This is a genomic window from Microbispora sp. CL1-1, assembly GCF_012034195.1.
GTDB lineage: Bacteria > Actinomycetota > Actinomycetes > Streptosporangiales > Streptosporangiaceae > Microbispora.
Genome location: NZ_JAATEK010000034.1, coordinates 14,713 through 36,992, shown reverse-complemented (window position 1 = coordinate 36,992; position 22,280 = coordinate 14,713). Strand labels below are relative to the sequence as shown.

Annotated in this window: 18 protein-coding genes and 1 pseudogene; 10 read left to right on the top strand and 9 right to left on the bottom strand. The window is 72.8% G+C overall.

The genetic code is table 11. From position 1 onward, the window contains the following. Window positions 1–106 precede the first annotated feature (106 nt). From HCK04_RS30180 to HCK04_RS30155, 6 genes are read right to left on the bottom strand one after another with little or no spacing between them, the layout of a single operon-like run. Window positions 107–1,030, bottom strand: a complete 924-nt coding sequence (locus tag HCK04_RS30180) for a sulfotransferase (protein WP_142650759.1) — start codon at window positions 1,028–1,030, stop codon at window positions 107–109. Continuing rightward, complete coding sequence (locus tag HCK04_RS30175) at window positions 1,027–2,406, bottom strand: polysaccharide biosynthesis C-terminal domain-containing protein (RefSeq protein ID WP_185949059.1); 1,380 nt, start codon at window positions 2,404–2,406, stop codon at window positions 1,027–1,029. The genes HCK04_RS30180 and HCK04_RS30175 overlap by 4 nt, the downstream gene beginning before the upstream one ends. Further along, on the bottom strand, window positions 2,394–3,248 hold the full coding sequence (locus HCK04_RS30170) for a sulfotransferase domain-containing protein (RefSeq protein ID WP_142650758.1): 855 nt from the start codon (window positions 3,246–3,248) through the stop codon (window positions 2,394–2,396). The genes HCK04_RS30175 and HCK04_RS30170 overlap by 13 nt, the downstream gene beginning before the upstream one ends. Next, window positions 3,245–4,246 (bottom strand): hypothetical protein, encoded by a 1,002-nt coding sequence (locus HCK04_RS30165; protein ID WP_142650757.1) that lies wholly within the window; start codon window positions 4,244–4,246, stop codon window positions 3,245–3,247. The genes HCK04_RS30170 and HCK04_RS30165 overlap by 4 nt, the downstream gene beginning before the upstream one ends. After that, window positions 4,243–5,640 carry a hypothetical protein gene (locus tag HCK04_RS30160; protein ID WP_260617458.1) on the bottom strand — a complete coding sequence of 466 codons (1,398 nt, stop codon included), beginning with the start codon at window positions 5,638–5,640 and terminating at the stop codon, window positions 4,243–4,245. Before HCK04_RS30160 ends, HCK04_RS30165 begins: the two co-directional genes overlap by 4 nt. Continuing rightward, entirely contained in the window at window positions 5,637–6,968 is a 1,332-nt protein-coding gene (locus HCK04_RS30155) for a Wzz/FepE/Etk N-terminal domain-containing protein (protein WP_142650756.1), read from the bottom strand. The genes HCK04_RS30160 and HCK04_RS30155 overlap by 4 nt, the downstream gene beginning before the upstream one ends. Window positions 6,969–7,291: 323 nt before the next feature. On the opposite strand from HCK04_RS30155, the gene HCK04_RS30150 reads away from it, so the two are divergent. Beyond that, complete coding sequence (locus HCK04_RS30150; protein WP_142650755.1) at window positions 7,292–8,323, top strand: hypothetical protein; 1,032 nt, start codon at window positions 7,292–7,294, stop codon at window positions 8,321–8,323. 84 nt (window positions 8,324–8,407) lie between these two features. Here HCK04_RS30150 and cysC read toward each other — a convergent pair. Next, a pseudogene (gene cysC, locus HCK04_RS30145) lies at window positions 8,408–9,658 on the bottom strand (adenylyl-sulfate kinase); the annotation flags it as partial. 110 nt (window positions 9,659–9,768) lie between these two features. On the opposite strand from cysC, the gene HCK04_RS30140 reads away from it, so the two are divergent. Together HCK04_RS30140 and HCK04_RS30135 are read left to right on the top strand one after the other, a co-directional pair. Next, a complete protein-coding gene (locus tag HCK04_RS30140) occupies window positions 9,769–10,287 on the top strand; it encodes a SigE family RNA polymerase sigma factor (protein ID WP_142650753.1) in 519 nt (172 codons plus the stop codon). Continuing rightward, window positions 10,284–11,549 carry a WD40 repeat domain-containing protein gene (locus HCK04_RS30135; protein WP_142650752.1) on the top strand — a complete coding sequence of 422 codons (1,266 nt, stop codon included), beginning with the start codon at window positions 10,284–10,286 and terminating at the stop codon, window positions 11,547–11,549. The genes HCK04_RS30140 and HCK04_RS30135 overlap by 4 nt, the downstream gene beginning before the upstream one ends. Window positions 11,550–11,565: 16 nt before the next feature. On the opposite strand, the gene HCK04_RS30130 is transcribed toward HCK04_RS30135, so the two are convergent. Beyond that, window positions 11,566–12,297, bottom strand: a complete 732-nt coding sequence (locus HCK04_RS30130; protein ID WP_168066382.1) for a methyltransferase domain-containing protein — start codon at window positions 12,295–12,297, stop codon at window positions 11,566–11,568. A gap of 375 nt (window positions 12,298–12,672) precedes the next feature. Between HCK04_RS30130 and mfd the strand changes: the two genes are divergently transcribed. From mfd to HCK04_RS30095, 7 genes are all read left to right on the top strand, one after another. After that, window positions 12,673–16,170 (top strand): transcription-repair coupling factor, encoded by a 3,498-nt coding sequence (gene mfd / locus HCK04_RS30125; protein WP_142650751.1) that lies wholly within the window; start codon window positions 12,673–12,675, stop codon window positions 16,168–16,170. A 52-nt stretch (window positions 16,171–16,222) separates the two neighbouring features. After that, the gene (locus HCK04_RS30120) at window positions 16,223–16,867 is read left to right on the top strand and encodes a SurA N-terminal domain-containing protein (RefSeq protein WP_168066380.1); all 645 of its coding nucleotides are present in this window, start codon (window positions 16,223–16,225) and stop codon (window positions 16,865–16,867) included. Between the two features lie 244 nt (window positions 16,868–17,111). Beyond that, window positions 17,112–18,089 carry a MazG family protein gene (locus HCK04_RS30115; RefSeq protein WP_142650749.1) on the top strand — a complete coding sequence of 326 codons (978 nt, stop codon included), beginning with the start codon at window positions 17,112–17,114 and terminating at the stop codon, window positions 18,087–18,089. 82 nt (window positions 18,090–18,171) lie between these two features. Further along, window positions 18,172–19,452: a phosphopyruvate hydratase gene (gene eno, locus HCK04_RS30110; RefSeq protein WP_142650748.1), complete on the top strand. Its 1,281-nt coding sequence runs from the start codon at window positions 18,172–18,174 to the stop codon at window positions 19,450–19,452. 185 nt (window positions 19,453–19,637) lie between these two features. Beyond that, window positions 19,638–20,105, top strand: coding sequence for a septum formation initiator family protein (locus HCK04_RS30105; RefSeq protein WP_260617457.1), 468 nt, complete (start codon window positions 19,638–19,640; stop codon window positions 20,103–20,105). Window positions 20,106–20,351: 246 nt separating this feature from the next. After that, the gene (locus tag HCK04_RS30100; protein ID WP_142650795.1) at window positions 20,352–20,894 is read left to right on the top strand and encodes a DUF501 domain-containing protein; all 543 of its coding nucleotides are present in this window, start codon (window positions 20,352–20,354) and stop codon (window positions 20,892–20,894) included. A gap of 10 nt (window positions 20,895–20,904) precedes the next feature. Next, a complete protein-coding gene (locus HCK04_RS30095) occupies window positions 20,905–21,837 on the top strand; it encodes a Ppx/GppA phosphatase family protein (RefSeq protein WP_142650747.1) in 933 nt (310 codons plus the stop codon). A gap of 40 nt (window positions 21,838–21,877) precedes the next feature. Here the strand turns inward: HCK04_RS30095 and HCK04_RS30090 are convergent, their stop codons facing one another. Next, entirely contained in the window at window positions 21,878–22,219 is a 342-nt protein-coding gene (locus tag HCK04_RS30090) for a helix-turn-helix domain-containing protein (protein ID WP_142650746.1), read from the bottom strand. Between the last annotated feature and the right edge of the window lie 61 nt (window positions 22,220–22,280).

Below are 22,280 nucleotides of genomic sequence, written 5' to 3'. Positions count from 1 at the left end.
GTACGCGGGAGGGTGGCGACGGCCCGAGGCCAGTGATCGGTGGCGTCGGCTCATCGCGGGCCGCGCCGGCTGAGCTGCGCTCCCCGCACGCCGGACCGGCGAATGCCTAGCTGGATACGGCTGGATCGGTGGTCAGGGCGCGTACGCGGACGGCGTCGTCGTGGGGGAGGGAGGTCGCGGTGAGCGCCTGCCGGGAGTCCATCGGGCGGTAGGCCGTACGGGACAGGCCGGTCCAGGCGAAGGCGGGGCGAGATCCGGAGCGGGAGGACGTGCAGGCGGCGGTGACCCGGCGGACGGCACGGCCGGTCCAGGGCAGGCCGCACCAGGCGTACAGGTCGCGGAAGCCGTCGAGGGGCGCGGCGCACAGGTCCTCATAACGCACGACCTTGATCCCGGCGGTGCGGCCGGCCACCGTGCCGGTGACCCGCCACGCGGTCCTCCACAACACCGCCGCCGTGGTGATCACGTCGTGCTCGCCGGCGAAGGGCGCCAGATCGGCCACGTACGGGTGGTCGCGCAGCAGGAGGGGCTGGTCGAGCAGTTCGCGCGCGTCCACCCTCCACCCGAGCCGCCGCCAGCTCCCGGCGAACGACACGGGGTCGCGGACCACGACGACGACCCGGCAGCCGAGGCGGGCGGCGAACCACTCGGCGGACAGGAGCGCGAACGGATCGTCCAGCAGCGCTCTCCTGGCCAGCAGGCGGCCGAGGGTGAAGGCGGTGCCATATTTGGCCATCCGCGCGAGGTCGCCCGGGCCGTGGTTGCGGCGGAGCTCGGCCGCCCAGCCGTAGCGCAGCGCGACCGTACGGGAGAACGCCGCCAGCCAGGGCGTCTCGTTGTCCGGGCAGATGTACTGGAAACGGTGCGTCACGGACGCGTTCAGCACGCCGGGGGAGCGGCCCGGCGGGCGCTGCGGGTTGAGCGGCTCGTTGACGTAGACCAGCCGCCCGCTCGCCGTGAGCATCCGGCCCACCCAGCTCGTGCCGCTGCGCGGCAGGCCGGTGACCAGCACGGGCGGTTCCGCGCTCACGAGGCCGCCCTCGTCGTCCCCGCACCGCCGGCCGCCGCTCCAGCCCCAGTCGCCGCCCCGGTCGTACTCGTACCGCCGGGCGCCTTGGCGGGATCGGCCGAGCGGCCCACACCGAAGGGGAGCAGGCCATAGCGGCGGTGGACCTGGAGGGCGGGCAGCAGGTTCTTCACGAGCACGCCGCCCGACCAGCCCAGCACCGCCCCCAGCGCGCCGTACGCGGGGACGAGCAGCACGTCGAGGCCGATCGTCACGGCGACGGCCGTCGTCACGTTGGCGAGGCTGGCGGCCGTACGCCCGCCCGCGACGAGCACGACGTCGACCATGCCGCACGCGGTCGCGACCATCATCGTGGCCGACAGGACGATCGCGATCGCGCCGCCGCCGGCGTACGCGGGCCCGAACAGCGGCAGCAGCCACGGCGCGAGCGCCGCGTAGCCCAGCCACAGCGGCCAGGTGAGCACGATCAGCCACCTGGTGGTGGTGCGATAGAGGGCGCGGGCGGCGTCCAGGTCGCCCTCGGCCAGGGCCCTGACCAGCCGCGCCTGCGCGGCCTGGGCGAGCCCCTGACCGGCGAGCTGCCCCAGCACCTTGAACCGGGTCGCCGCCGTGTAGACGGCCGCCGCCGCGGGCCCCGCGAGCAGCGCGACGATCACCACGTCGAGCCGCTGGAACACCGACTGCAGGGCCGCCGCGGCCGACCTCGGCGCGGTGTGCCGCCAGAAGGCCCCCACCTCCCCCACGTCGTACGGCGCGAGCCCGCGCAGCCGTACGGCGGCCAGCACCGCGCCGGCCACGGAGGGAAGCGCCCAGGCGGCGGCCAGCACCGGCGGCGGGGCCCCCGCGAGCACGGCGGCGGTGACGAGGGCGAGCTGCCCGAGCGGCTGCACGGCCCCGGCGAGCAACAGCGTGGGCCGCATCGTGCCGAGGCCGCGGGTGGCGCAGATCAGCACGTCGGACAGGACGACGAACGGCAGGGCGGCGGCCAGCACGATCCAGACGCCGCCGGGCACGCCGGTGAGCCCGGCGAGCGGCCCGGCCGCCACGGCGACCCCGGCGCCGGTCAGCGACGCGAGCGCGGCCACCGGGGCGAGGACCCCGCGGACCAGCCGCCGTCCCCCACCCGGGGTGCGGGCGGAACGGTTGCGGGCCAGGGCGTGGACGAGGCCGTTGCCGGTGTCGAGGCGGACGATGCCCGCGAGCATCAGGCACAGCGCGGTGGCCGTGAAGAACGCCCCGGCGGACGCCGGGGTGAGCGACCGCGTCACCACCAGCACGAGCGCGAACTGCCCTCCCGCGGCGGCGGCCGCCGTGGCCAGCCCGGCCACTCCATGCCGGAGGAGGCCGCCCGGCCGCGACAGGCCGGTCAGCGCCGCCACGAGGGCACCGCTCCCAGCCACGGGACGAGCTGCGCGTCCCATGGCTCGAAGTGCTCCCGAAGCCGCCGATAGACGGACGCGGGCATGGCCTCCCGCGGCCGGGCGTTGTGCCGCTTGAAGTCCACGCCGCCGATCCGGGGCAGCCCGAGGAACCCCAGCACCCGGTCATAAACGGCGGCGGGATCGCGGAACAGCAGCCCGCTGTCGAGGACCAGGATCCGGTCGCGTCCCACGAGCGGCTCCAGCCGGGCCAGTTGCTCGGCGTACCGTCCCCGTGCCAGGTAGGCGTGGTGCCGGTGCTCGTGGCTGGCGTAGCCGGGGATGGTCCGCAGCCGTTCGGCCTCACCGGCGAGGCGCTCGGGCTCCAGCGCGAGGGCGCGCTCGAAGCACGGCTCGGTCTCGAACCCCCGCGCCAGCTCGTGGGCGTGCGCGGAGCAGGCCCGCTCGACCGGGTCGCGGACCAGGACGATCAGCTTGACTCCGGGCAGGTCGGCCGCGATGCGGGCCCCCGCCAGGGGATGGAAGAGGTAGTAGGGGGACGACTCGAACGCCTGCGGGGCATGACCCCATCGATAGCGGAGCGCCCGCGCCCGGGAGGTCAGCGGGAAGTGGGCGCGATACCAGGGCAGCCCTCGCTCGTAGTCCATGTCGAAGTAGTGGACGCCCTTGCGCAGCACGGGCTTCATGACCAGCGGATGCCGGGACAGGGCGCGGTAGAGCGAGGTCGTGCCGCACCGCTGCGCCCCGACGATCAGGAACGACGGCAGCACCCTGCCGCCGCTGGTCAGCCTTCCGGCGGCGTACGACACGGCGTGCGCCGAGTGCTTCAACGGCGCCTTCACAGCAGGCACTCCTCGTGATCGACGAGAGGGTTCAGCCAGACGGCGGGCGGCCCGAGCGGCTCGTGGCCGTCGCGGCGGTGCCGCTCGGCCAGGGTGACCAGGTAGTGGACCGCCGTACGGCGGGCCTGGGCCACCTCGACGCCGAACGGTTCCAGGAGCCCGCCCGCCTGGGCGAGACAGGACCGGGCGGCGACCGGCGGCGGCATCCGGCGCAGCGCCCGGTGGAAGAAGTGGTGCAGGACGTCGAAGCCGAGCGGCACGCCCACCGCGAACCGCTCCCAGTCCCACACGAGCAGCCGCCCGTCCGCCCCGGCGGCGAGGTTCCAGGGGGTGAAGTCGCCGTGCCAGGCCGCGGCGTCCCCGCAGCCCGCCTCGTCGCCGTACGGGCGGATGGCGGCGATCTCCCGTACGGCCGACGCGAGCAGGGGAGCGGGCACACGGCGGGAACCCACACGGCGAGAGTCGACGGGAAGCGGCGACAGCATCAGCACCTCAAGGCCCCGCCACTGGCCGTGATAGAGCACGTCGGGCGGCACGACGACCTTCAACGGCCGCCCGGCGAGCATGCGCAGCACCTCGCTCTCGTAGCGCACCAGCCGCCTGGCCCGCGGCGTGTCGCCGATCTTCACGAATCCCGCGAGCCCCGACTCGTCGTACGCCTCCAGGATCGGCTTGCGGTTGGCGCGGCGGGCGGGCCTGACGTGGACGACGACCCGCATCCGGCGGCCGAGCACGTCGCTGAGGTGCGTCTCGATCGTGTCGGTCCCGCCGGCGACGGGCAGGCCGCGTCCGAGCGCGCGGTGCCACCACGTGCGCGGGACGACCCGCCGGGGCACGAGGCGGTGCGGCACCACGGTGCGGGCCTCCGGCCGGACGCCGGGCCGGACGCCTGGCAGGGCACCGGGGCGGGCACCGGGGCGGGCATCGGGAGGGGAAGGGGGGAACAGCAGGTCCATCACCTCGTCCAGGTAGTGGAGCCGATCGGCCGCGTCCCTCATCGGGCCTCCCCGAGGTCGGATGCCCCTGTGGCGTTGCGCCAGAGCAGGGCGAAGGAGATCAGATACAGGGTCAGGGCGCTGATCAGCCCGTCGTAGACGACCATGTAGAGCAGCACGAGGATCATCACGAGCGTCCCCGCCTTGCCGATGGGCGTCCGGTCGGCCCAGTAGCGCCGCACCGCCCCGGCGAAGAACGCGACGTACAGCAGGGCACCCGTGAAGCCCTGGCTGATCATCAGGAGCCACAGCTGCCCGTCGCTGCCGAGCGGGGGATGGCCGCACTCCGTGCACCACGGGCTGCGGCCCGTCGTCACCGTGCGATGGCTGCCGTACGCGGTGCGCGTGTTGCCGTAGCCGATGACCGGCGACGTCGCCGCGACCCGGATGGTGGTCGCGACCGTGAACGCGCGGATGCCGTTGCTCTGGGGGTTGTCCAGCCGCTGCGCGACGATCGTGCTCAGCGGCGAAAGCAGGAACGCCGCCGCGGCGACGGCCGCGACCGCTCCGGCCAGCAGGGGGCGTGCGCCCCGGATCATCACATAGGCCGCCGAGATCCCGAGCCCGATCCACAGGCCCCGGTTGAGCGAGTAGACGACCGGCACCGCGGCGGTGGCGAGCGCGAGCACGGCCACCACCCGGCGGTACGGTCCGCCGTAGGTCCACCAGCCGACCACGAACCAGATCACCAGCACCGAGACGTCGGCGCCCCAGGCGTTGGACCACTCGAACGGCGCCTCCGGGCGCGGCGCGGCGTGCCCGAGCACATGCTGAATCTGGGCCGCCGTCGGGTGGATGAGGTTGGCGACGAAGGGATGGCCGCCGATCGCCGGCGGCAGCACCATCTCCAGCGGCGAGGTGAACGCGAAGCCGGGCGCGAACACCCCGAGCAGCCCGCCCCCGACGGCCGTCAGGAACAGCACGCCGAGCCACCTGACCAGGGTGCGCTGCGGCAGCTCGTCGTGGGTGAGGTTGCCCAGGTAGAGCACCATGATCAGGAGGGAGACATAGACGGCCAGCCGCATCAGGTAGCCGATGACCCGGCCGGCGGCGAGCTCGCCGTACGTGCCGTCCGGCGTCTCGGCGAGCGTGAGCGCGCTGATCAGGTAGCCCGTCAGCAGCAGCGCCCACAGGCCGAAGCCCTTCGGCGCGCGGATCGGCCGCCTACGCCACAGCAGCACTGCCATCGGCACGGCCAGCACCACCACCGACAGCCCGCCCAGGCCGAGCGCCCACCAGACCGGATAACCGAGCAGGTACGCCGCGATCGGCCACGCCGCCCTGACAGAAGGGCGCCTGGTGGGAAGGGCCTGCCACCCGGTTCCGTACGCCGTGACCGGCGGCTGGGGGGCGGCGACCGCCGACGCGGCCGGGGTGCGGGGGCCGGGGATCGTCACGCGCCCCACTCCGCGGTCTCGGGCACGGGCGCGACGAACCCCGGCGGCACGGCGACGGCGCCGAGCACGCGGGCGCCCTGCCGGGCGAGCTGCCGTACGGCCCGGGTGACCTCAGGGGAGGTCGTCCGCCGCAGGCCGACCAGCAGCACGGCGGCGTCGGGATGGGCGGACCGGCCGGTCACGACCGTCACCGGCACCAGGTGCGCCAGCGCGGGGCCGAGGCTCTTGGCGAGCAGCCTGGCCTTTCCCTGTGCGCCGGTGCCGTCCTGGCGTCCCGCTCCCGCGCCTCCCGCTCCCGCGCCTCCTGATCCCGCGCCGTCCTGGCGCGCCGCCCGTGAGCCCTTCTGGCGTCGTGACCGCCCGCCGTCGAGGATGCCCGTCCCCACGCCCTCGACGAGCAGCCGGTGGGGCCCGCCGCCCAGCGACGTGGCGACGGCGGCGGCCATCTCGTCGAGGGCCGCGGAGCTCGGCCTGGCCGGAAGCTCGGCGAGCAGCGGCAGGCCGCACAGCCGTTCGATGTCGGCGCAGGTGCGGATGCGGGTGTCCAGCCGGTCACGGCAGAACGCGGCCCCTGCCCCGGCGAGCACGCCGAGGAACAGGCCGCTGCCGAGGAAGAGCGGCGGGCTCGGGTAGGACGGGCGGGCGGGCGGCCTGGCGGGGCTGATCACCGTGCCCGGCGTCACCGCGACGGTCTTGAGCGCGTCGTAGCGCAGCGTGAGGTCCGCCGCCTGGCGGGCGAGCAGGGCCTGCCGCCTCGACGTCGCCTGCCCCGCCGTGGTCGTGGTGGTCGTGGTGGTCGTGCCCGCCTTTTCGAGGTCGTCCTCGATCTGGTGCAGCCGCGCGGCGATCAGCCTGAGCTGGCCGCCGATCGCGTCCTCGGCAGCGCGGGCGCGGTTGCGCAGATAGGCCTCCGCGTACGCCTGGGCCCCGGCGGCCGCGGCCCGGGGATCGGACGCCGAGTAAGAAATGGAGAGAACGGCGGAATTGGGAGGGACGTCCACGGTCAGCCGCTCCCGCAATTCCTCCGGATCCGGATATTTCAGTATCGCGGCGGCCAGGGTGGAGACGACCGCCGATCGGGCGATCTGTGATTCGGTGTCGAGATTGAGGATTTCGCGCTGCCGGGAGTTCGGCACGTTGAACTGTTCCTGCGCGCCGGTCGCCGTCACCTGCACCTGGGCGGTCGCGGTGTAACGCGGGGGAGTGAGCACGAGCGCCGCCGTCCCGCCGCCCACTCCGGCGAGCAGGCAGATGACGGCGACCAGGCGCCTGCGCCGGAGCACAGAACCGTATTCTGCAAGGTCGCGGCTGTGCGGCGGCAGGCTCATCGAACTCCCCGTGCCCTCGTGTGTCACGCGGCCACGGCCGGCGGTGGGGCCGCCGGTGCCCCTCCGGATGCGGGAGGGAAAGCCGGGCGCGTTCGCGGTCCCGGCGGCGGTCCGGCGGGATCCGGTCTCGAACTATAAGCCGCCGTGGAGTTTCGTCCCCGGCTATTGCCGAATTCGCGTCCGGCAATGGCCGCTCAATTAGCCGATGAAAACGGAAATATCCGTACACGTGAGATGGGGAAACCGGCCCCGAAGTCACAGGGATTGATGGGATGGTGTTTGCCCATCCGTTCAATGCGTGGTCTGCCGAGAAAGGGGGCGCGATGAGACTCATCGCCGGCTTGGCCGTACTGGTGGCGGGAGCGTGCGCGACGGCGTGCACGGGCACCGCCACGAGCGGGCGGGTGCCGGGGGGCGGCGCCGGGACGAGGCCGGTCGCCTGTGCGGTCACGGACAAGCTCATCCCGACGTGCGGGGCGTGGTGGGGGATCGCGCCCGACGTCTTCTCCGGACGCGGCCCGATCCGCGCCGTGGACATGGCCGAACGGCGCATGGGCCGCCGGGCCGACATCGTGCACGTCTACCACCGGGGCGGGGAGCTCTTCCCCACGATGGAGGAGCGGGTGATCGCCAAGGGGCCCCGGCTGCTGCTGGTGAACTGGAAGCCGGCGCTCGACCGCACCTGGGCCGAGGTCGCGCGTGGTGCGGTGGACGGGCGCATCGACCGGCTCGCCGCGCACATCCGGCGCACCTTTCCCGGCCGGTTCTTCCTCACGATCCACCACGAGCCGGAGAACGACGTGCGTGAGGGCCGCGGCTACTCGCCCGCCGACTACGTCGCGATGTACCGCCACGTCGTGATCCGCCTGCGGCAGCAGGGGGTACGCAACGCGGTGACCGTGATGACCTACATGGGCGCGCCCAACTGGGCGGTCAAGCCGTGGTTCGGCCGGCTCTACCCCGGTGACGACGTGGTCGACTGGGTCGCCTTCGACCCGTACGCGGACGACCGGGTGCGCGACTTCGCCACGCTCGTCGACAAGACGCGGCCCGACGCGCCCGGCTGGCCCGGGTTCTACCGGTGGATGCAGGCCAGGTTCCCGGCCAAGCCGATCATGGTGGCCGAGTGGGGCGCCTTCGAGCGGCGCGGGGCGCCCGCGTTCAAGCGCGATTTCTTCGACTCGGTCCGGCGGCAGATCGGGGACTATCCCCAGATCAAGGCGCTGGTCTACTTCGACTCGCCGCTGGCGCCCCGGGGCGACACCAGGTTCGACACCACGCCGGGCGCCACCCGGGCGTTCGCGGAGCTCGGGCGGCTGCCCCGCTTCACGTCCACCCCGGTGCCGGCCTCCTGAGCCGGCCCGCGCGGAACGTCGCCCCGGCCCGCCGCGTACGGGGCCCGGGATCGGCGTCGCCCTCCCGAGCCGTGGACGCGGGCGTCAGCGGACCCAGCCGCCCGAGGTGACCAGGTTCAGCACGGCGCCGACCGCGCGCTCGATCGTCATGTCCGTGGTGTCGAGGACGAGGTCGGCGTCCTCCGGCTCCTCGTACGGGTCGGAGATCCCGGTGAACTCCGGGATCAGCCCGGCCCGCGCCTTGGCGTACAGGCCCTTGCGGTCGCGGCGCTCGCACTCCTCCAGCGGCGTGGCCACGTGGACGAGCAGGAAGTCGCCGCCGACCTCCTCGACCATCGCCCGCACCTCGTCGCGGGTCGCGGCGTACGGCGCGATGGGCGCGCAGATGGCCAGGCCGCCGTGGCGGGCGACCTCGGCGGCCACGAAGCCGATCCTGCGGATGTTGCGGTCGCGGTCCTCGCGCGAGAACGTGAGCCCCGCCGACAGCATCCGCCGCACCACGTCGCCGTCCAGGTAGGTGACCGTGCGGCCGCCGCGTTCGAGCAGCGCGTCGCGCAGGCCCCGGGCGATCGTCGACTTGCCCGAGCCGGACAGGCCGGTGAAGAACACCACGAGCCCCCGCTTGTGCGGCGGCCCCGGAATGCTGATCGGCGCGGGACCGGCGTAGTGCTCGGTGGCGCCGTAGTTGCGGGCCACGTGCTCGCGGAGTTCGAGGTCGATCTCGGTGTCCTCGCGCGGCGCGAGCGGCACCGCGACCACCGTCGCGCCGGGAAGCCGCTCGGCCGCCTTGAGCGCGGCGCGCACCACGGCGGGGCCGCCCTCGCCGAAGACGAGGGGCATGAGGAGCACGGCGGCGTCCAGTTCCTCGGCGGTCGCCGCCACGTCGTCGAGCGTGGCGCCGTCGAGCGGCCCGCGCATCGTCACCGCGAGGACCTCGCCGTCCGGCAGGTCCTTGCGGATCTCCTCCGGCGTACGGCGCAGCCGGGCGAACGGGCCGTACGCGGGGGCGTCGAGCGCCTCGACGGGTCCGGCGGCGTGGTGGCCGTCCCGCTCCACGACGGTCAGCACCGCGACCGCGGCGCCCTCGGGGTCGCGGAGCGTCACCCGGTCGCCGGGCCCGAACTCGTCCGGCAGCGTGATCGTGATCGGGTCGGGCCAGGAGGCACCTCCGGGCAGCCGCCCGCGCTCGACCACGCTCTCCACCTCGGCCGAGGTGAGGAACCCGGTCAACGGCGCGTACGCCCCGGACAGCAGCAGCTCCAGGTCGGCCAGCTCACGTGCGTCGGGCGTCCACTCGGTCATGGCTTCCGTTTCCGCTCGAATCGGTCGGCGCTCGCTTGAGGTCGCGGCTTCGGTGGGTCGGAACGCACCCTACTGGCAACCCCACGCATAGCGTGCCGGTGCCCGGGGCGTCTACAGGCAGACACTAATCCGAGGAGGTGCTCGTGGACGCCGCAGAGGAGCGACGATTCCGCGAATTCGTGTCGGCCCGTGCGCCGGCGTTGATGCGGCTGGCCTATCTGCTGACGGGAGGAGACCAGCACTCCGCGGAAGACCTGGTGCAGACCGCCCTGGCCAAGGTCGTCACGAGGTGGGGGCGGCTCGACGAGCCCGAGGCGTACGTGCGACAGGTCATGTATCGGCAGCAGATCAGCTGGTGGCGCCTGGCCTGGCGGCAGCGGGAGACGAGCGTGGCCGACGTGCCGGAACCCCCGGCAGGCCGCGCGGGCACCCATGAGGCCGAGCTGCGGATGATCCTGCGCCGGGCGCTCGCCCGGCTGACGCCCCGCCAGCGGGCCGTGCTCGTGCTGCGGTATCTCGACGACCTGCCCGAGGACGAGGTGGCCCGGATCCTCGGCTGCTCCGTGGGGACCGTGCGCAGCACCGCGCACCGGTCGCTCGCCCGGCTGCGGACGACCGCGCCGGAACTCGCCGATCTGCGCCTGAGTGAGGTGACGTCATGACCCCCCGGATCCTGAAGGAGACCCTGTCGGAGTGGTCGCGGGAGGTCCACGTGCCCGCCGACCTCGCCGACCGCGCGCTGCGCCGCCGGTCTCGGCTGCGCCTGACGAGGTTCGCGGGTGTGGTCGCGTGCGCGGCCGTCGTGGCGGCCGTGGCGCTGCTGGTGCCGCTGGTCGTGGTCCCCCTCCTCGACAGGGCGCCGGTCTCGCAGGTCGGCGGCCCGCCTGTGGTGGTGCCCGTCCAGCCGTACCGGGAGACGCCCCCCGCGCAGGACGTGCTCGCCGACACGGAGAACTCCCCGCCGAAGAGGATGATCGCGGCGGGCCGGGTGGCGTTGTCCGCCTACTACACCTGGCGGCGGCGTACGGTCGACGGGCGTGAGGCGCTCGACCTGACGTGGTATCTCCTCGACCAGGTGACCGAAAGCTACGAGAAGACGGAGTGGGGCTGGGTCGAGGTCGCCCCCGGCCTGCGCTGGGCGGCGGTCCTGGAGAAGGACCTGCCCGTGCGGAGGATCGGCATCTTCGACATGGAGACCCGGCGGGTGCGGGCGTGGGTGCCGGTGGACCACCCCGTGGGCGGCGTCGCCTGGTCGCCCGACGGCACGCGCCTGGTGGCCACCGCCTATGACGAGTCCCCCGATCTGGACATGAGGTCGGCCGAGGAGCGGCGGTGCCCGGCCCCGGTCGCGGCGACGCCCGGCGATCCCCGGCTGCTGCCGCCGTTCCAGGCGGTCTCCACCAGCCGCACCGGCTTCTACATCGTCGACGTGGCCACCGCTACGGCGGGGGACTTCCACGCCGTCGATCCCTGCCGGACCGACAACAGCAACGTCCGGCGCGACTTCCGCTGGAGCGACGACGGCACGCTGATCCGCGAGGCCAGCAACATCTGGAAGCGGCCCGACGCCTTCTACGACCTCGACGGCAGGCCGCACGACGCGCCCGCCGGCTACGTCGTCACGGAGTCGAAGGCGGGCGTGTCGCCCGACGGCACGCTGCTCGCCGGCCCCGACGGCATGCCCACCGAGATCACCGAGCTCTCGACGGGCAAGGTCGTGGGCCGCCAGGAGGTGCTCCAGCTTCTCGCCTGGGCCGACGACCGCCGCCTGGTCGCCCTGGGCTGCGCGGACACGTGCGGAAGCGAGTTCCACAACGGCCTGGTCCTGGTGGGCGTCGACGGCGGGAGCAGGGTCCAGCTCTCGGTCTACCGGCAGAACGCCCAGGAGCCCGGAACATGGCAGCCGGTCCTGACGCCCAGATAGCGGCCCGGATAGCGGCTCAGATGAGGCGGGCGAAATGGTTCTGCGGACGGCGGATCACCATGGTGATCTCGTCCTCGGTGCCGTTGAGCCCGCCTCGCGAGAGCGCGGCCACGGTCCGGCAGACCACGGAGACCAGACCGCCGTGCGGGCCCCGCCGGGCCGGGCCGCTCACCGCCGAGTAGTCCTCCGCGATCATGAGCCCGCGCATCAGGCAGTACGCCTGGATGCCCTCGCGGGAGGCCAGCGGCTCGTAGACCGCGGGAAGCGGCCCCACCGACCCGGCCGGGGCGAGCGTGCGCCACAGCGCCCGGCGCACCCAGCGGGGGGTCACCCGGTCGCAGAAGCCGTACGCCGACTTGCGGTCGCGCATCTTCAGCAGCAGCAGCCCGCCGGGGCGCAGCCCGGCGACGAGCCGGTCGAGCACGAGCTCGGCGTGGCGGATGCGTTCGAGGAGGAACGACACGTAGACGACGTCGAAGGAGCGCGGCGGGATCGGCACGAGCCGCAGGTCGCCCAGGTAGGACGCCTCCAGGTCGTCGCGGTTGGCGGTGTGGGTCCGCAGTGGCGGCAGATCCTCGTCCACCCCCGTCATCCTCGGCTCGTAGCGCCCCACGTCGAGGACGCCGCCCCGGCCGCATCCGGCGATGAGGATGTCGAGACGCCGACCGAGCTGGTCGGTCCACTGCTCGCGGATCCGCTGGCTGAACACGTCGTCCTGGTCAGCGGACGACAACCGAACCTCTGTCATACGACCGAGCGTAATCATTTGACGACGCCGAGTTGCGCATTTGCCGTTCCCCATCATGTCCCCGCCGAGGAGCGAACGGAGTGAGACGCATGGATATGCGAGGGGCGCGGCCATGTCTGGAGTGAGGAGCGCGCGGAGCGAGCGACGAGCGAGCACGCACTGAAGGAAGTGCCCATTGCGCGCCTCCGGCACGACCGCGGACTGTAGGCGCCTGAGCGGCCGAGCGGAGCGAGGCCATAAGACAGGGCGTAGCCTTGGTAGCCGCGGCCCGGTTGGGAGCGTCTCGCGGATCTCCTCTGTCAGGGGGATCGGCCGGACGAACGGGGTCGCGTCCGCACGCCGGCTGTCTTTGTCACGGGGCTTTTGAAGGCATCGATGTCTCTTTCCGGACTGCTCGACCTCGTATCCGCCGAACCCAAACTGGCCGCCGCGCTCGACGCCGCCGGTCAGACCGCCGAGCCGGGCGCCGAACTGGTGGCGCCTCCCGCGCTGCGGCCGTTCGCCGTGGCCGCGTTGTCCCGCGTACGGCCGGTGCTCGCCGTCACGGCGACCGCGCGTGAGGCGGAGGATCTCGCCGCCGCGCTCACGAGCCTGGTCGACGAGAGCTCCGTGGCCGTCTTCCCCGCCTGGGAGACGCTGCCGCACGAGCGCCTGTCGCCGCGCAGCGACACGGTCGGCCAGCGCCTGGCCGTGCTGCGGCGGCTGGCGCACCCGATCGAGGGCGACCCCGCGGCCGGGCCGCTGCGGATCGTGGTGGCCCCGGTCCGCTCGCTGCTCCAGCCCATCGTGGCCGGGCTCGGCGACCTGGCGCCCGTACGGCTGCGCGCGGGCGACGACGCCGACCTGGACGACGTGGTGGCCCGGCTCGTCGAGAACGGCTACCACCGCGTGGACATGGTGGAGAAGCGCGGCGAGGTGGCCGTGCGCGGCGGCCTGCTCGACGTGTTCCCGCCCACCGAGGAGCACCCGCTGCGGCTGGAGTTCTGGGGCGACACGATCGAGGAGATCCGCTGGTTCAAGGTGGCCGACCAGCGTTCGCTCGAAGTCGCCCAGGACGGGCTGTTCGCCGCGCCCTGCCGTGAGCTGCTGCTCACCGACGACGTACGGCGGCGCGCCCGTGAGCTGGGGGAGGAGCACCCGGCGCTGAAGGACGTGCTCGACCAGCTCGCCGAGGGCGTGCCGGTGGAGGGCATGGAGGCGTTCGCGCCCGTGCTCGCCGGGGAGATGGACCTGCTGCTCGACCACCTGCCGATCAGGTCGGCGGTGTTCGTCTGCGACCCCGAGCGCATCCGCGGCCGGGCGGTCGAGCTGGTCCACACGAGCCAGGAGTTCATGGAGGCGTCGTGGATCGCCGCGGCCGCGGGCGGCGAGGCCCCGATCGACCTGGAGGCTGCCGCCTTCCGCACGCTTGAGGAGGTGCGCGACCACGCCGGCGAGCTGGGCCAGCCGTGGTGGAGCATCGCGCCGTTCGGCGAGGGCGTGGAGCTGGACGCGCAGGACGTCGAGGCCTACCGGGGCGACACCCAGCGGGCGCTCGCCGACATCAAGGGCTGGATGGGCGCGGGCAAGGCCGTCGTGCTGCTGAGCGAGGGCCACGGCCCGGCCGAGCGCATGGTCGAGCTGCTCAAGGGCGTGGACGTGGCGGCGCGGCTGGTGCCGTCCCTCGACGGTCCGCCGCCGAAGGACGTCGTGCAGGTCACGACGGGCCGGATCGACCACGGCTTCGTCACGCCGGACGTCGCCGTCATGACCCATCTCGATCTCGTCGGACAGAAGGCGTCCACCAAGGACATGCGGCGGCTGCCGTCGCGCCGCCGCAACATGGTCGATCCTCTGCAGCTCAAGGTCGGCGACCACGTGGTGCACGAGCAGCACGGCGTGGGCCGCTACATCGAGATGGTGCAGCGCACGATCCAGGGCGCGACCCGCGAATACCTCGTGATCGAGTACGCCAGGGGCGACCGGCTCTATGTGCCGACCGACCAGCTCGACGAGGTCACGCGCTATGTCGGCGGGGAGGCGCCCACGCTCAACCGCATGGGCGGGGCCGACTGGGCCAAGGCCAAGACCCGGGCGAAGAAGGCGGTCAGGGAGATCGCGGGCGAGCTGATCCGGCTCTACTCGGCCCGGATGGCCTCGCCCGGTCACGCGTTCGCGCCCGACAGCCCGTGGCAGCGCGAGATGGAGGACGCCTTCCCGTACGCCGAGACGGGCGACCAGCTCGAAGCGATCGACGAGGTCAAGCGCGACATGGAGCGGCCGGTGCCGATGGACCGCCTGATCTGCGGCGACGTCGGCTACGGCAAGACCGAGATCGCGGTGCGGGCGGCGTTCAAGGCGGTGCAGGACGGCAAGCAGGTCGCCGTCCTCGTGCCGACGACGCTGCTCGTGCAGCAGCACCTGTCGACGTTCGGCGAGCGGTTCGCCAGCTTCCCGGTCACGGTGAAGCCGATCTCCCGCTTCCAGACCGACTCCGAGGTGCGGGAGACCCTCGACGGGCTGCGTACGGGCGGGGTCGACGTGGTGATCGGCACGCACCGGCTGCTGTCGCCCGAAGTGAAGTTCAAGGACCTCGGCCTGATCATCGTGGACGAGGAGCAGCGGTTCGGCGTCGAGCACAAGGAGGCCATGAAGCACCTGCGCACGCAGGTGGACGTGCTGGCCATGTCGGCGACGCCGATCCCGAGGACGCTGGAGATGGGCCTCACCGGCATCCGCGAGATGTCGACCATCCTCACCCCGCCGGAGGAGCGGCACCCGATCCTCACGTTCGTCGGGCCGTACGACGAGAAGCAGATCGCGGCGGCGATCCGGCGCGAGCTGATGCGCGACGGCCAGGTGTTCTTCGTGCACAACCGGGTCCGCACGATCGACAAGGTGGCCGCGCGGCTGCACGAGCTGGTGCCGGAGGCGCGGATCGCGGTCGCCCACGGGCAGATGAACGAGAGCCAGCTCGAAAAGATCATGGTGGACTTCTGGGAGCGCAACTTCGACGTGCTCGTCTCCACCACGATCGTCGAGTCGGGCCTCGACGTGCCCAACGCCAACACGCTCATCGTGGACCGCGCGGACAACTACGGCCTGTCGCAGCTCCACCAGTTGCGCGGCCGGGTCGGCCGGGGCCGCGAGCGCGGCTACGCGTACTTCCTCTATCCGCCCGAGGCGCCGCTGACCGAGACCGCGCACGAGCGGCTCGCCACGATCGCCCAGCACACCGAGATGGGCGCCGGCATGTACGTCGCCATGAAGGACCTGGAGATCCGCGGCGCCGGCAACATCCTCGGGGCCGAGCAGTCGGGCCACATCGCCGGCGTCGGCTTCGACCTGTACGTCCGCATGATGGCCGAGGCCGTCCAGGAGCAGAAGTCCAAGCTCGCGGGCGAGACCAAGGTGGAGGAGCGGCCCGAGGTCAAGGTCGAGCTGCCGATCAACGCCCACGTGCCGCACGACTACGTCACCTCCGAGCGGCTGCGCCTGGAGGCGTACAAGCGGATCGCGGCCATCGGCTCGGAGGACGACATCGCGGCCGTCCGCGACGAGCTCACCGACCGGTACGGCAGGCCGCCCCAGGAGGTGGACAACCTGCTGGAGGTGGCGCGCTTCCGGATCAAGGCCCGCAAGGCGGGGCTGACCGACGTGACGCTGCAGGGCCAGCAGATCAGGTTCGCGCCGGTCGAGCTGAAAGATTCACAGCAGGTGCGGCTGCAGCGGCTCTATCCCCGCTCGATCTGGAAGCAGGCCACGGGCATCCTGCTGGTGCCGGTGCCCAAGACCAAGCCGATCGGCGGTCAGCCACTCCGCGACCTCGACCTGCTGAAATGGTGTGGGGACCTGGTCGAGGCCCTGTTCCTGGAGCCTGTGCGGGTACAGTGACCCGCGAAAATGTCAACAAATGCGTGGCCGGTGTCGTTCGGGAGGATCGTCCGTGAAGTCGTATCGAGTGCGCGTCGCCGTGGCGCTGGCGGCGACCGGGATCGCCGTGACCGCGTGCGGCGGCCCCGTGCAGGCGGGTTCCGCGGCCATCGTGGGCTCGGAGCGCATCACCTCCAGTGACCTGAACGACGAGGTCCGCGAGCTGCGCGCCGACCTGGCCGCGAACAAGATCTCCGAGGACCAGCTCCAGCTGACCTTCTCGCTGCCGCAGACGGTGCTGCTCAACATGACCACGAGCAGGCAGTTCCAGGAGCTCGGCCGGCGCAAGGGCATCACGGTCACCGACCGCGAGGTCGACGACATCGCCATCGCGCAGGGCGGCTGGGACCAGTTCAACAAGGTGCTGCTGGCCAACGGCATCCCGCTCGACGAGGGCCGTGCCTTCATCCGGGCCGTCATCGTCCGCAACAAGCTGGCGCAGCAGTCCGGCGCCGGGCAGGACCAGGCGGCACAGCAGGCGGCCCTCCAGAAGATCATCCAGGAGGCGGACTCGACCGTGCCGGTGAAGTACAGCCCGCGCTACGGCAAGTTCGACCCCCAGCAGGGCTTCGTCGCCGACGACCGCTTCGGTTCGCCGGCCGCGGCTGCGGCCGGTGGCGCCGCCGCGGGCGCGGCCGACGCCGGCCAGGCCGGCTGACCGCACGCCCGAGCTGCCTCGTGCGCCCGGGTGGTGTGGCCACGCTGGTCCCGCGTGCCCGGGTGGTGCGGTGACGCTGGTTCCGTGCGCCCGGGTGGTGCGGTGACGCTGGTCCCGCGTGCCCGGGTGGTGCGGTGACGCTGGTTCCGTGCGCCCGGGTGGTGCGGTGACGCTGGTCCCGCGTGCCCGGGTGGTGCGGCGACGCCGGGCGGGAGGGCTCGTCGGGCTTCACTAGGCTGAGTCCATGGCGTTGATCGTGGTGACCACCTCGCCCCGGGTCGCTCCCGGCCTGCTCGCGCCCGCGGCGTGGCGCGCCCTCAACCGGGGGCGGGTGCTCACCGGCACCCCGGACCACCCCTATCTGCCCTATCTCGACGAGGCCGGCGTCCAGGTCGAGGTGGTGACCCCCGACCCCGGCGCCATCGCCCGCGAGAGCCGTACGGGGACGGTGGTGTGGCTGGCCGCGCAGGACGGCGACGAGGACTTCATGCGCGCGGTCGGCCACGCCGCGATCTCCCTCGACGAGCCGCCGGAGATCGAGGTCGTCCCCGGCTCCTACGACCTGCCCGGCGCACGGCTGCTCGACCTCGTGCAGGTCATGGACCGGCTGCGCCGCGAGTGCCCGTGGGACCGCAAGCAGACCCACGAGTCGCTCGTGCCCTACCTGGTCGAAGAGGCCTACGAGGTGCTGGAGACCATCCACGAGGGCGACTTCGGCCCGCCGCTGCGCGAGGAGCTCGGCGACCTGCTGCTCCAGGTGATGTTCCACGCCCGGCTCGCCCAGGAGCGGATGGGGCCGGACGGGGACGGCTTCGACATCGACGACGTGGCGGACGGGATCGTGGAGAAGCTGGTGCGCCGCCACCCGCACGTTTTCGCGGACGTCCAGGTTTCCGGCGCCGGTGAGGTCAGCGACAACTGGGAGACCATCAAGGCGGCCGAGCGGGCCGCCAAGGGGGAGACCGGCTCGGTGCTCAGCGGCGTGCCGATGGGCCAGCCGGCCATCTCCCTGGCCGCCCAGCTCCTGCGCCGGGCCGGCGGGGTCGGGGCGCCCGGCTCCCTCGCCGGCGACCTCACGCCGTCCGCGGGCGCCCGCCTGTTCGCGCTCGTACGGGAGATCCAGGACGCGGGGCTCGATCCCGAGGCCGAGCTCAGGGCGGCGGCCAGGGAATACCGGCGGCGCGTGGAGGAGTGGGAGAGCACCCGCTCGGACACGCCGTGAACGGGACACCCTGCGCAGTACCGAGTAGTAAGGACCGATAGGCTCGGGTGGCAAACCGCCCGCCATTTTGCTAGGAGCGTTCGTGGCTGCCATCGAGGCCATCACCGCCCGCGAGATCCTCGACTCCCGTGGGAACCCCACGGTCGAGGTCGAGGTACTGCTGGACGACTACAGCACCGGCCGTGCCGCCGTTCCGAGTGGCGCCTCCACCGGTCAGTTCGAGGCCGTCGAGCTGCGCGACGGCGACAAGAAGCGTTATCTCGGCAAGGGTGTCGAGAAGGCCGTCCTCGGCGTGACCGACGAGATCGCCGACGAGCTCATCGGCTTCGACGCCGAGGAGCAGCGTCTCATCGACCAGACGATGATCGACCTGGACGGCACGCCCAACAAGGCCCGTCTCGGGGCCAACGCGATCCTCGGCATCTCGCTGGCCGTCGCCAAGGCCGCCGCCGACAGCGCCGACCTGCCCCTGTTCCGCTACGTCGGCGGGCCGAACGCGCACATCCTGCCCGTGCCGATGATGAACATCCTGAACGGCGGCGCGCACGCCGACACCAACGTGGACATCCAGGAGTTCATGATCGCGCCGATCGGCGCCGAGACGTTCTCCGAGGCCGTGCGCATGGGCGCGGAGACCTACCACACGCTCAAGAGCGTGCTGAAGGAGAAGGGCTACGCCACCGGCCTGGGCGACGAGGGCGGCTTCGCGCCCAACCTGCCGTCCAACCGCGACGCGCTCGACCTGATCCTGGTCGCCATCGAGAGGGCCGGTTACACGCCGGGCCAGGACATCGCGCTCGCGCTCGACGTCGCGGCCAGCGAGTTCCACAACGACGGCGTCTACACGATCGACGGCAAGGGCGTGTCGTCCGCCGAGCTGATCTCCTTCTACGAGGACCTGGTCCGCTCCTACCCGCTGGTCTCCATCGAGGACCCGCTGAACGAGGAGGACTGGGAGGGCTGGAAGGCCATCACCGCCTCCCTCGGGGCCAAGGTCCAGCTCGTGGGCGACGACCTGTTCGTCACCAACCCCGAGCGGCTCGGCCGCGGCATCGCCGAGGGCGCGGCCAACGCGCTGCTGGTGAAGGTCAACCAGATCGGCACGCTGTCGGAGACCCTCGACGCGGTCGACCTGGCCCACCGCAGCGGCTACCGCAGCATGATGAGCCACCGCTCCGGCGAGACCGAGGACACCACGATCGCCGATCTCGCCGTGGCCACCAACTGCGGCCAGATCAAGACCGGCGCCCCGGCCCGCTCGGACCGCGTGGCCAAGTACAACCAGCTCCTGCGCATCGAGGAGCTGCTGGACGACGCGGCGCGCTACGCCGGTCGCGCCGCCTTCCCGCGCTTCCAGGGCTAGCCTGCGGCGGGCCCTGCGGCAGACTCTGCGGCAGGCGGGGATTCCGGCCGGACACGTTCCGGACGCCCGGTGGGGCGATGGGCGCGGCGACGCCGTGCCCAACCGGGCGTGTACGGCCGGGACGGGCGGTTAGTGTGGCCGTTGTCACCGGGCCCACGCGCTGACCGACCGGGAGGGGTGGTTTCGTGGCGGCGAAGCGGCCGCAGCTCACCGGGCGCGCGGCGATCCTCGCGGTCGTCGTGTGCGCCATCGCCATGAGCCTCGCCTACCCCGCGCGGGAGTACGTCGCCCAGCGCCGGCAGATCGCCCAGCTGGAGGCGCAGCAGGCGAACGCGCTGCGCAAGCTCCAGAACCTGGAGCAGCGGCGCAGGCGGCTGGAGGATCCGGACTACATCAAGCGCCTGGCCAAGGAACGGCTGTTCTACTGCGAGCCGGGCGCCGACTGCTACCAGGTGATCGACGAGGACACGGCGGGCACCGCCGCCGCCAAGGCGGGGACCAAGCAGCCGGAGCGTCCCGCCTGGTACGTCACTCTCTGGCGGTCGTTCGAGGCGGCCGACAAGGGGCGGCCCGCCGCACGCGCGGCGGGGCGCAGTCCCGCACCCACGGGGTCCCCGTCGGCGTCGGCGTCCGCGCCGCCGGCGGTGGGATGAGCGCCGGGGATGAGGGCCTGGGATGAGGGCCTGGGATGAGGACCCCGGGATGAGGATCACGGACGCCGCCGGGAACGGCGGGGCGCACAGTGTCAACGGCGCAGGGCGCGCAGTGTCAACGGCGCGGAGCGCGCAGCGTTAAGGGTGCAGGGCGCACAGCGTTAAGGGTGCAGGACGCACAGAGTGAAGGGCGAGGAGATCGACGTGGCGGACGACCAGGCGGACCACGCGGGCCACACGGGCCGTGTGGACCCCGCTGACCTGGCGGCGGCGCGGGCGCAGCTCGGGCGGCAGCCGCGCGGGGTGCGGGCCGTCGCTCACCGGTGTCCCTGCGGCCTGCCCGACGTGCTGGAGACCGCGCCCCGGCTGCCCGACGGGGCGCCGTTCCCCACGCTGTTCTACCTGACCTGCCCGAAGGCCGCCTCGGCGATCGGCACGCTGGAGTCGTCCGGCCTGATGAAGAGCATGCAGGCCCGGCTCGCGGAGGACCCCGAGCTGGCCGAGGCCTACCGGGCGGCCCACGAGGACTACGTCGCCCGCCGCGACCAGGCGGCCAAGGAAGAGGGCCTGGAGCCGCTGCCGCGCGACATGCAGAGCGCCGGCGGCATGCCGGGCCGGGTCAAGTGCCTGCACGCGCTGGTGGCCCACGAGCTGGCCGCGCCGGGGGTCAACCCGTTCGGCCGAGAGGCGCTCGACGCGCTGCCCGACTGGTGGGCCGGCGGCCCCTGCGTGGTCGTGGAGAGCCCCGCAGAGCGGCCCCAGGCTACGCGGAGCACCGAGACGGACTGAGGGAACGAGCGTGAAGACGAAGCGGGTCGCGGCCATCGACTGCGGGACCAACTCGGTCCGCCTTCTCATTGCCGATATCTCCGGCGACGTCCTCACCGACGTCGAACGGCGGATGGAGATCGTCCGGCTCGGCCAGGACGTCGACCGTACGGGACGGCTCGCGCCGGAGGCCCTGGAGCGGACCTTCACGGCCATGCGCGGCTACGCCAAGCTGATCAGGGAGCACTCCCCGGACGGCCCCGTGCCGGTCCGCGTGGTCGCCACCTCGGCGACCCGTGACGCCGCCAACCGGGCCGACTTCGTCGCCGGGGTGCGCGACATCTTCGGCGTGGAGCCCGAGGTGGTGACCGGCGACGAGGAGGCGCGGCTGTCGTTCACCGGCGCGACCCGGGGCCTCGCCGGATCGGACGCCGAGACGCCCTACCTCGTGGTGGACATCGGGGGTGGTTCGACCGAGTTCGTCGTCGGCTCCCGGTCCGTCGAGGGCGCGCTGTCGGTGGACATCGGCTGTGTGCGGCTCACCGAGCGCCACCTGCGCGATGATCCGCCGAGCGCCGAGACGGTGGAGGCGGCCGTCGCCGACATCGAGGCGGCCATGGACCGGGTCGAGGAGCGCGTCCCCGTGCGTACGGCGCGGACGCTGGTCGGCCTGGCGGGCTCGGTCACCACGGTCGCCGGGATCGCGCTCGGCCTGCCCGCCTACGACCCCGCGCGCATCCACCACTCGCGCATCCCGGCCGAACGGGTCCACGAGGTGTCCGCGCGGCTGCTGCGCATGACCCACGACGAGCGGGCCGCCATCCCGGTCATGCACCCGGGCCGGGTGGACGTCATCGGCGCGGGCGCGCTCATCCTCGACCGCATAGTCCGCCGTTACGGCTTCCCCGAGGTCGTCGTCAGCGAGCACGACATCCTCGACGGCATCGCCTGGTCCCTCGCCTGACGAAGGCCTGAGAAAGGCCTGACGAAGGCTCGACGAAGGCTCAAGGAGCGGCGGGCTCGTTCTCGTACGCGCCGAGGATCGAGTCGAGCAGGCCCGGGAACCGGCCGTCGAGATCGGCCAGGCGCAGCGCGGTCCACCGGCGGTTGCCGTCCTCCCGCTGATGGATGACACCTGCCTCCCTGAGCACCCGGAAGTGGTGCGTGAGCGTCGACGGCGCCACATCCACCGGAAACGTGCCGCAGGGCCGTTCCGGCTCCGCGCGCAGCGTCCGCACGATCGTCATGCGTGTGGGGTCCGCCAGCGCGTGCAGGACGTCGAGCAGGTCGATCTCGGCGGCGTTCGGATGCGTCAGTGCCGACCTGCGGCGTTGGGTTCGTGGCATCTCCCCACCTTTCTCTTTCGACAACCATCGTACAACTGTGGTACGACTTTCGTAGTACGAC

What these genes read in the sequence shown, in the direction of transcription:
- HCK04_RS30090 (WP_142650746.1), bottom strand. Translation starts at nt 22,219, where the DNA reads ATGCCACGAACCCAACGCCGCAGGTCGGCACTGACGCATCCGAACGCC.
- HCK04_RS30115 (WP_142650749.1), top strand. Translation starts at nt 17,112, where the DNA reads ATGGCGTTGATCGTGGTGACCACCTCGCCCCGGGTCGCTCCCGGCCTG.
- HCK04_RS30165 (WP_142650757.1), bottom strand. Translation starts at nt 4,246, where the DNA reads ATGAGGGACGCGGCCGATCGGCTCCACTACCTGGACGAGGTGATGGAC.
- HCK04_RS30135 (WP_142650752.1), top strand. Translation starts at nt 10,284, where the DNA reads ATGACCCCCCGGATCCTGAAGGAGACCCTGTCGGAGTGGTCGCGGGAG.
- mfd (WP_142650751.1), top strand. Translation starts at nt 12,673, where the DNA reads ATGTCTCTTTCCGGACTGCTCGACCTCGTATCCGCCGAACCCAAACTG.
- HCK04_RS30130 (WP_168066382.1), bottom strand. Translation starts at nt 12,297, where the DNA reads ATGACAGAGGTTCGGTTGTCGTCCGCTGACCAGGACGACGTGTTCAGC.
- HCK04_RS30155 (WP_142650756.1), bottom strand. Translation starts at nt 6,968, where the DNA reads ATGAGCCTGCCGCCGCACAGCCGCGACCTTGCAGAATACGGTTCTGTG.
- HCK04_RS30150 (WP_142650755.1), top strand. Translation starts at nt 7,292, where the DNA reads ATGAGACTCATCGCCGGCTTGGCCGTACTGGTGGCGGGAGCGTGCGCG.